Annotated in this window: 1 protein-coding gene and 2 pseudogenes; all 3 read left to right on the top strand. The window is 76.2% G+C overall.

Features of this window, described 5'->3' with window-relative positions; genetic code table 11:
• Window positions 1-275, top strand: a pseudogene (locus tag HGA02_RS19525) (hypothetical protein); the annotation flags it as partial.
• Window positions 276-370: 95 nt separating this feature from the next.
• On the top strand, window positions 371-643 hold the full coding sequence (locus HGA02_RS19520) for a WXG100 family type VII secretion target (RefSeq protein ID WP_160142877.1): 273 nt from the start codon (window positions 371-373) through the stop codon (window positions 641-643).
• 84 nt (window positions 644-727) lie between these two features.
• Window positions 728-1,339 (top strand): annotated as a pseudogene (locus HGA02_RS19515) (FtsK/SpoIIIE domain-containing protein); the annotation flags it as partial.

The raw sequence follows: 1,339 nt of genomic DNA, 5'->3' as shown, positions 1-1,339 counted from the left end.
GGCTCGTCGTGCTGTGCCACCACGACGACGACCCGGGCGCCGCGCAGGCCGCCGCCTGGGCCGGGCTGCGCCTCGCCCCCACGGAGGAGCTGCTGTGGCGTGACCTGATGCGTGCCGCGTCGCTCGTCGGCGGCCCCGACGCGGTCCGGCAGGCAGCGGGCGACCTCGCCGCGACCCTGCGCGCGGCCGGCGTCCCCGCGATGAGCCCGGCGACCCTCGCGGTCGTCGAGGACCTCGCGCCGCAGTCGTCCGAGGCCCGGGGGTCGGGGGCGTAGCACGAACGGCCCTGCCCGGCGCGGTGGGGTTTGCCGGTAATGTCCGCATGTCGCGTCGCCCGACCGGGCGGCGCTCGTACCGAGGAGGAACCACCGTGGCAGTTGGTGCCGAGCTCAGCACTCTCCAGGCGCTGTTCAAGACGTTCCAGCAGAACGCCCAGCAGGCCGCAGACATCAAGTCGCACGTCGACCAGGGGCTGAACGCCACGGAGTGGACCGGCAAGTACGCCGACGACTTCCGTTCGCTGTGGCAGGACTACCGCGCCAACCTCGACCGTCTGCAGGAGGCGCTCGACGGCGCCGCGAGCGACGTGCGGACCAACCACAACAACATCGCGGCGGCCACCGGCGAGGGCGACCGCATCTGAGCGACGACACGTCCGGCCCGCCCCTCGCGGCGGGCCGGACGTGTCTGCGGCGCGGTCTGCGGCGACGTCCGCGGCGAGAAGGGCATGGGAGTGCGACTGATCCTCAGTGCGGCGCTCGACGCGGCGTCCGAGCCGGTCGACGTCGTGCTCGACTGCGCGCCCGGCGCGCGCGTGCGGGACGTCGCCCGCGCCGTCGCCCAGCACACGTCCGGGGTGCAGGCGCGTGTCGTGCCGCGGGGGTCGGGCCACCTCGGTGTCGTCGAGGTGCAGCCGTGGGGCCAGGACGCGCCCCCGCTCTGGTGGCGGGGTCGCGAGCTCGACCCCGACGAGCCGGTCGAGACGTGCCCGCTGCGGCACGGCTCGGTCGTCGGGGTCGGTGCGGACCCGGGGGACACCTGGGACGAGCCGTTGGGCACCTGCGAGGTGCGGGTCGTGTCCGGCCCCGGCGCCGGGCGCGTGCACCGGCTGGGCGTGGGGCGTCACGAGATCGGCAGCGGGGCGTCCGCCTCCGTCCCCGTCGACGGCGACGTCCCACCGCGCGCGGTCGTGCTCGAGGTCGGGCTCGACGGGTCGCGGACGCTGCATCCCGAGCCGTCGGTCCTCGGCGTCACCCGGCCCGCGCCGGCACGACGGCGTCCGCTCGACGGGCCGATCGTGGTGCGTCGTCCCGACGCGGACGCGGCCCCGCGCACGGCG

Source organism: Cellulomonas septica (assembly GCF_012396155.1).
GTDB classification, from domain to species: domain Bacteria; phylum Actinomycetota; class Actinomycetes; order Actinomycetales; family Cellulomonadaceae; genus Cellulomonas; species Cellulomonas septica.
This window is presented reverse-complemented; position numbering and strand designations above follow the sequence as displayed.